This is a genomic window from Embleya sp. NPDC055664, from assembly GCF_053618075.1.
In genome coordinates, this window is sequence record NZ_JBSHGZ010000006.1 from 204,646 (window position 1) to 210,659 (window position 6,014).

The 6,014-nt window shown below is 72.5% G+C and carries 5 protein-coding genes; 3 read left to right on the forward strand and 2 right to left on the reverse strand.

What is annotated here, in order from left to right; translation table 11 throughout:
- Positions 1 to 96: 96 nt before the first annotated feature.
- The gene (locus ACWGR4_RS13365; protein WP_126642557.1) at positions 97 to 303 is read left to right on the forward strand and encodes a hypothetical protein; all 207 of its coding nucleotides are present in this window, start codon (positions 97 to 99) and stop codon (positions 301 to 303) included.
- Here the strand turns inward: ACWGR4_RS13365 and ACWGR4_RS13370 are convergent.
- On the reverse strand, positions 294 to 1,466 hold the full coding sequence (locus ACWGR4_RS13370) for a nucleoside 2-deoxyribosyltransferase domain-containing protein (RefSeq protein WP_380002834.1): 1,173 nt from the start codon (positions 1,464 to 1,466) through the stop codon (positions 294 to 296). The two genes, ACWGR4_RS13365 and ACWGR4_RS13370, sit on opposite strands and share 10 nt — an antisense overlap.
- A 189-nt stretch (positions 1,467 to 1,655) precedes the next feature.
- Between ACWGR4_RS13370 and ACWGR4_RS13375 the strand changes: the two genes are divergently transcribed.
- Positions 1,656 to 3,362 carry a protein kinase domain-containing protein gene (locus ACWGR4_RS13375; protein ID WP_452130780.1) on the forward strand — a complete coding sequence of 569 codons (1,707 nt, stop codon included), beginning with the start codon at positions 1,656 to 1,658 and terminating at the stop codon, positions 3,360 to 3,362.
- A gap of 87 nt (positions 3,363 to 3,449) precedes the next feature.
- Here the strand turns inward: ACWGR4_RS13375 and ACWGR4_RS13380 are convergent, their stop codons facing one another.
- Entirely contained in the window at positions 3,450 to 5,165 is a 1,716-nt protein-coding gene (locus ACWGR4_RS13380) for a class I adenylate-forming enzyme family protein (protein WP_452130781.1), read from the reverse strand.
- 354 nt (positions 5,166 to 5,519) lie between these two features.
- Here ACWGR4_RS13380 and ACWGR4_RS13385 point away from each other — a divergent pair, with 354 nt between their 5' ends.
- The gene (locus tag ACWGR4_RS13385) at positions 5,520 to 5,900 is read left to right on the forward strand and encodes an enoyl-CoA hydratase-related protein (protein WP_452130782.1); all 381 of its coding nucleotides are present in this window, start codon (positions 5,520 to 5,522) and stop codon (positions 5,898 to 5,900) included.
- The last annotated feature ends 114 nt before the right edge of the window (positions 5,901 to 6,014 follow it).

Below are 6,014 nucleotides of genomic sequence, written 5' to 3' on the forward strand. Positions count from 1 at the left end.
GCCAACACAGTTGACATTTACGGATCCAGGAAGGAAACTGGAGACCGAACCGAAGGTGAACGGAAGGTTAACGTCACCAGTCACGGAGGAAGCACCATGCTGAAGACCCTCACCGCCCCCGCCATGTGCACCCGTTGTGGCGAGCCGTATGTCGCGGCGCTCAGCCCGCGCTCGCTCGTCACCCTGCAGACTCCGGTGTTCCGCACCCCGGAGATCGTCGGCGGCCGGTTGATGACGATCGACGACACCGTCTGCCTCGTCGAGCGACACGCCCCCTGCACGGGTCTCGGCAACTACCGCTGATCCTCGGCGGCGGCCGGCACTGCTGCCAGCACGGCCGCCAACATCCCCAGCGTCGACCAGTCGACGCGCCCGTCACGCAGCAGTTCGCCGTACGTCGTGATCTCGACCTCGGTGCGCTCCCCGTCCCCGGCCACACCATGTGGACCGGGGACGTCGCGTAGCCGGGCCAGTTCCGCCTCGGTCAGCTCGGCCGACCACACATGCGCGTGATGCGCGGCCAGTGTCGCGGCGAGTTGCCGCGAGCCGTGCGCGCGCAACCGCTCGGGCGCCAGTACCAGACCGGTTTCCTGGCCGACCTCGGCGCAGCCGTCCTCGGCCGTGTATCCGCCGCCGCCGGGCACCTCGTGAACGAAGCCGTCCTCGGTGCGCGCCGCCGAGCGGAACTCGCGCACCAGCACCACGGTGCTCGCCGTGACCGGCTCGGCCCGCCGGTACAGCACCACCGCCGCCACGTCCGGGCGACCCAGCACGACCTCGTTGTCCTTGACCCGGCCCGCCTCGGCGGCGATCGCGACCCGCACGTGCGCCGCCCACAACCACGTCTGTCCGCCGTGCCGCCACACCCACACGATCCGGCCACCGAGCAGCGTGTTGCCGGCCGCCCGCTGGGCCGCGTACCAGTCGGCGAAGGCCCGGGTCCGCCACACGTTCAACGGGATGTCCCGTTCGCCGTCCGCCCGCGCCGCACCGGTGCCGAGCGCGTCGAGCACGGTGTCGATCGTCGCGGCCAGGGTGTCCCGTAGCGGCACGTCGTGGCCGAGCGCGTAGGCCCGCTGATAGCGCACCTGCGGCGCGTCGGGCGGAGTGCCCAGGACCGCGCGGCCCGAGTCCTTGAGCCAGCCCCACTCGTCGTTGGTGGTCAGCCCCGGCAGGTCGCGCAGATCGCGCGGGATCCAGAACAGCACCCGGTCGCTGCGGTCGAGGTTGCGCAACTCCCAGTCCCGCTGCACCCGGTGCGAGGGCCACGAGTGCCCGTCCGCGGGTTCGGGCACGAACACCACCAGCCGGCCCGGCCCGCGCCACCGCTCGCGGATCAGCTTCAACGCGGCCGGGCGCCAGGAGGCGACGTGCGCGGCACGCGGCGTGGGTCCGGCCAAAAAGACGCTCGCGTCCCACTCCCGTGGCGCCTCGTCGGGCGAGTTCACGACAACGATCTCGGTCATGCCACCGACGGTAGTGGGCCCGTACGATCGAACGCGGGCCCGCCCGCGCCCCACCCCGACCGGCGACGACCACGCGGAACCCGGCGGGCCCCGGGCCCCGTCCCCGAGGCGATGTCGCATACGGTTCCCCCCACGGACGCTGCTACGAAACAATCACATCCACAGGGCGCGTACGGGGAGGCGTTTGCGGTGGCTCGGTTGTGGCTCGGCAGCCGGTATCGGCTGGACGAAAAGCTCGGCTCGGGCGGCAACGCAACCGTATGGCGGGCCTGGGATCGCAAGATGCAGCGCTTCGTCGCGGTCAAGGTGCTCAAGGAATCCTTCGGCGGATCCAACAGCATGGACCGCTTCGGCCAGGAGGCGCTGATCCTCGGCCGGCTCTCCTCGCCCAACATCATCGTGGTGCACGACCGCGGCCTCAAGCAGGTGATCCGGCACCCCGGCGAACCGAACCGCGCCCACCCGAGGAAGCCACCCCCCGCCGGCCCGGAGAACGCCGCGCCGACGATCGCGCAGCGGCCGGGCGACATCGCGACGCGGGTGTTCGACCACGACGCCGAGACGCTGCACGACGCGCAGGTGACCTCCGCGCTCGGCGCCGGATCCGCCGACATGCGGGAGACCGACGGCAAGGTCATGTACCTGGCGATGGAGCTGATCACCGGCCGCACCCTGGCCCAACTCGTCGCGGACGGCGCGTGGTTGCCGATCGGCCACGTGATCGGCTGGGCGATCCAGCTGTGCGACGCGCTCGACGTCGCCCACTCGGGCGACGTACTGCACCGCGACATCAAGCCCGCGAACGTCATGGTCACCTCGCGCGGGGTGGTCAAGGTGCTCGACTTCGGCATAGCGCGCTACATGCAGAAGGAGTCCTCGCGCGCGGGCATCACGCTGCCCGGCAGCATGATCGGCACCCCGGCGTACATGGCGCCCGAGCAGATCCGCGGCGAGACGGTCGACGGCCGCACCGACCTGTACGGCGTGGGCTGTGTGCTGCACGAAATGCTCACCGGCGCGCCGCCGTTCGGTCTGGACCACCCGCACTCGACGATGCACGCCCACTTGGAGAAGCCGCCCGAGTCGGTGCGCAACTCCCGGTTGGAGGTGCCCGAGGACCTGGCCACCCTGGTCCTGGCGCTGCTCAGCAAGCGGCCGGAGAATCGGCCGGCGAACGCGGCGGAGGTGCGGGATCGACTGGACGACCTGTCCGTCAAGCCGCCGCGCAACCTCGCGCCGCAGCCGTGGGGGGTGCCGGCGCCGGAGTCGGTCGCGACGATCGACCCGCAGCCGACCGTGGACCAGCCGGTGCGACTGGTGCCGCCGCCGACCGGGCCGCGGCCGGTGCGGGCGAACGATTCGATCCAGGCGCTGCGGGACGAGATCGGGAGGCAGGTCCGGGCGTTCGGCCACGACCACCCGGAGACCCTGCGGATGCGCGAGCAGTTGGCGGACCGGCTCGGCCGGGACGGCGATCCGACGGCGGCGATGCGGCTGCTGCGCGAGGTGATCTCGGACAGCGGCCCGCTGCGCGGCGCGCTCGACCCGCGCACGCTGCGGGCGCGGCGGCGGCGGGCGCACTGGACCGCGGCGGCTGGGCGGCCGGCGGAGGCGGCCAAGCTGCTTCGGAACCTGCTGCCGGACCAGGTGCGGGTGATGGGCACCGACCACATCGAGACCCTGCAGATCCGGCACGAACGGGCCCGCCGCGAGGGCGAGGCGGGCAACTTCATGACCGCGGTGCATCAGCTGCGCACGCTGATCTCCGACGTGATCCGGGTGCTGGGCGCCGAGCACCAGCTGGTGATCGAGCTGTGGGACGAACTCACCTTCTGGGAGCACCGCCTCGACGGCCACGGCGACCAGGGCGCGGCCCTGGCCCGCGACGGGTCCTGACCGGCCGGCGGAGGCCGGGGCGCGGCTTCTCCCCCGCCTCCGGTGACCCGGCGCGGGCCTTCCCCGGTCGCCCGCGGCCGTCGTCCGTCACAGCGCCAGCATGTCCCGCAGTTCGCGCTTCAGCACCTTCCCGACCGCGTTGCGCGGCAGCGCCCGTTCGGTGAAACGGACCAGCGTGGGCACCTTGAACGCGGCGAGCCGGCGCGCCACGTGCCCGCGCAGTTCGGCCGCGCTCGCCGCGCCGGGCACGTGCAGCCTCACCACCGCCGCGACCTCCTCGCCCAGGTCGTGGTGCGGCACCCCGACCACGGCCACCTCGGAGATCGCCGGGTGCTCGAACAGGATCGCCTCGACCTCGGCCGAGTACACGTTCTCGCCGCCTCGGATGATCACGTCCTTGAGCCGGTCGACCACGTACAGCCGCCCATCGGTGTCGACGTAGCCGAGGTCGCCGGTACGGAACCACCCGTCGGGGAATGCCTCCTCGCTCTCCCCGGGCCGATTCCAATAACCCCGGACCACGTGCGGGCCGCGCACCCGGATCTCGCCCGTGCGGCCGATCGGCAGTTCCTCCCCGGTCAGCGGGTCGGCCACCCGCAGATCCGCGACCGGCACCGGATGCCCGACGCTGTCCGGGTGTTCGTAGTAGTCGTCGCCCGAGTTGACCACCACCACGCAGGTCGTCTCGGTCATCCCATAGGCGTTCAGCGGCACGATCGTATTGCCGGACATGCCGCCCACCAGGGCGACCAGGTCCGGCGGCACCGGCGAGCCGCCCATGCCCAGGCTGGTCAGGCTGGACAGGTCACGCCCGGCGCGCAGCGGCGACTCGACCAGCCGGCGCAGCAGCGTGGGCACCATGTTGGCGGTGGACAGCCGCTCGGTCTCGATCAGTTCGAGCGCGGTGGCGGTGTCCCAGTGGTGCATCAGGCACAACTTGGCGCCCTGGGCGGCGCCGATGTACAGGCCGGACAGGCCGGCGATGTGGAAGAACGGGTAGACCTGCAGGCTGCCCGGCGCGGGCGGGCCGGTCGGGGACCCGTCGGGCACGGCCGGCCCCTTGGCCAGCTCGGCCGTGGGCAGGCCGGCGCGGGCCAGTGCGACGGCCCTGGTCAGCTCCATCGTGTGCAGGTTGGTGGTGTGGTTGTGGTGGGTGGCGACCGCGCCCTTGGGGCGCCCGGTGGTGCCGGAGGTGTAGATGACGGTCGCGTCGTCGAACGGCTCCGGGCCGCCGTCCGGCAGCGCGCACTCGCCGGTGAACCCGCGCAACAGCGCCGTCAGGTCCGCCTCGCCGGCCGCCGGCGGCTCGTCGAGGCCGGCCACCAGGGTGGGCAGCGCGCCGTTCGTCCGCCCCCGGATCAACTCGGCCCGCTCGTCGTCGCAGATCAATACCGTGGTGCCGGAGTCCTCCAGGGCGAAGCGGAGTTCGTCGACGGTCCACCACGCGTTCAGCGGTACCGCGATCGCGCCGAGCACCTGGATCGCCCAGAACGCGAGCGGCCATTCGATCCGGTTGCGCATCGCGACGGCCACCCGGTCGCCGCGCCGCACGCCGTACTCGTCGGCCAGATGTCGGGCCAGGTGGGCGACGAGTCGGTGTTGTTCGGCGTAGGAGATCCGCTCACCCTGGTAAACCAGCGCGTCCCGATCGCCGTGGCCGATCAGACCCTCGAAGACCGCGCGCAGCGTCGGCGGGGCCTTGCTCAGCACCCGCCAGGGAATGCCGTCGTGGACGACCTCCTCGATCGCGTAGGCCGATTCGGGTCCGGTCAGTTCGGCCAGGGCCTGTGTCCGATCCAGCATCCGGTGGGTCCACCTCCTGCACACTGCGAGCGACTGGTACCGGGGGTTGGGAGCGCATCAACGCTAATGCGGAGATCGCATCGCGGGAACCCTGGCAATCGACATGATCACCGGGCAGGGTGGCCGCGACGGGTACCGGTGTCGTGGCGGGCGCGTGTTCATCCGACCGGGGAGCTTGTGTGGAATATCGACAGATCTCGACCTCGCTGGAACACGACGTGCTGACCGTAACGCTGGATCGGCCGGAGCGGCTGAACGCGTACACCTTCCGGATGCGGGAGGAGATCGAACACGCGTTGGACGTCGCGGACGCGGACGACCGGGTCCGGGCCCGACGGCTGCTCCACGTGGTTCCTGCCCCGGGTCGTGGGCCTGGACCCGGCCCTCGAATGGTGCTTCACGGGCCGCGTCTTCGACGCGACGGAGGCCCGGGAGTCCGGCCTTGTCCGCGAACTCGTGGCCCCGGACGAGCTGCTCCCCTGCGCCCACGAGCCGGCCCGCTCGATCGCCGACCACACCCCGCCGGTCGCGATCGCGCTGACCCGGCATCTGCTGTGGACGATGCAGTCCGCCCCCGACCCGGAGACCGCCCACCGGCACGAGTCCCGGGCCCTGCACTGGACCGGCGGCTCCCCCGACGCCCGCGAGGCCGTCGCCGCCTTCCTGGAGAAGCGGCCCCCGAAGTTTGCGATGCGGGTCGGTAAGGACCTTCCCGAGTTGCCGGCGCTCGGGTGAGGTCGGTCGCGGGGGGGGCGGGGGGGGCCCGGGGGGGGGGCGCCCCCCCGCCCCCGCCCCCCCCGGGGCGGCGCCCCGCCCCCCGGGGCGGGGGCCCCCCCCCCCCCCCGCGGG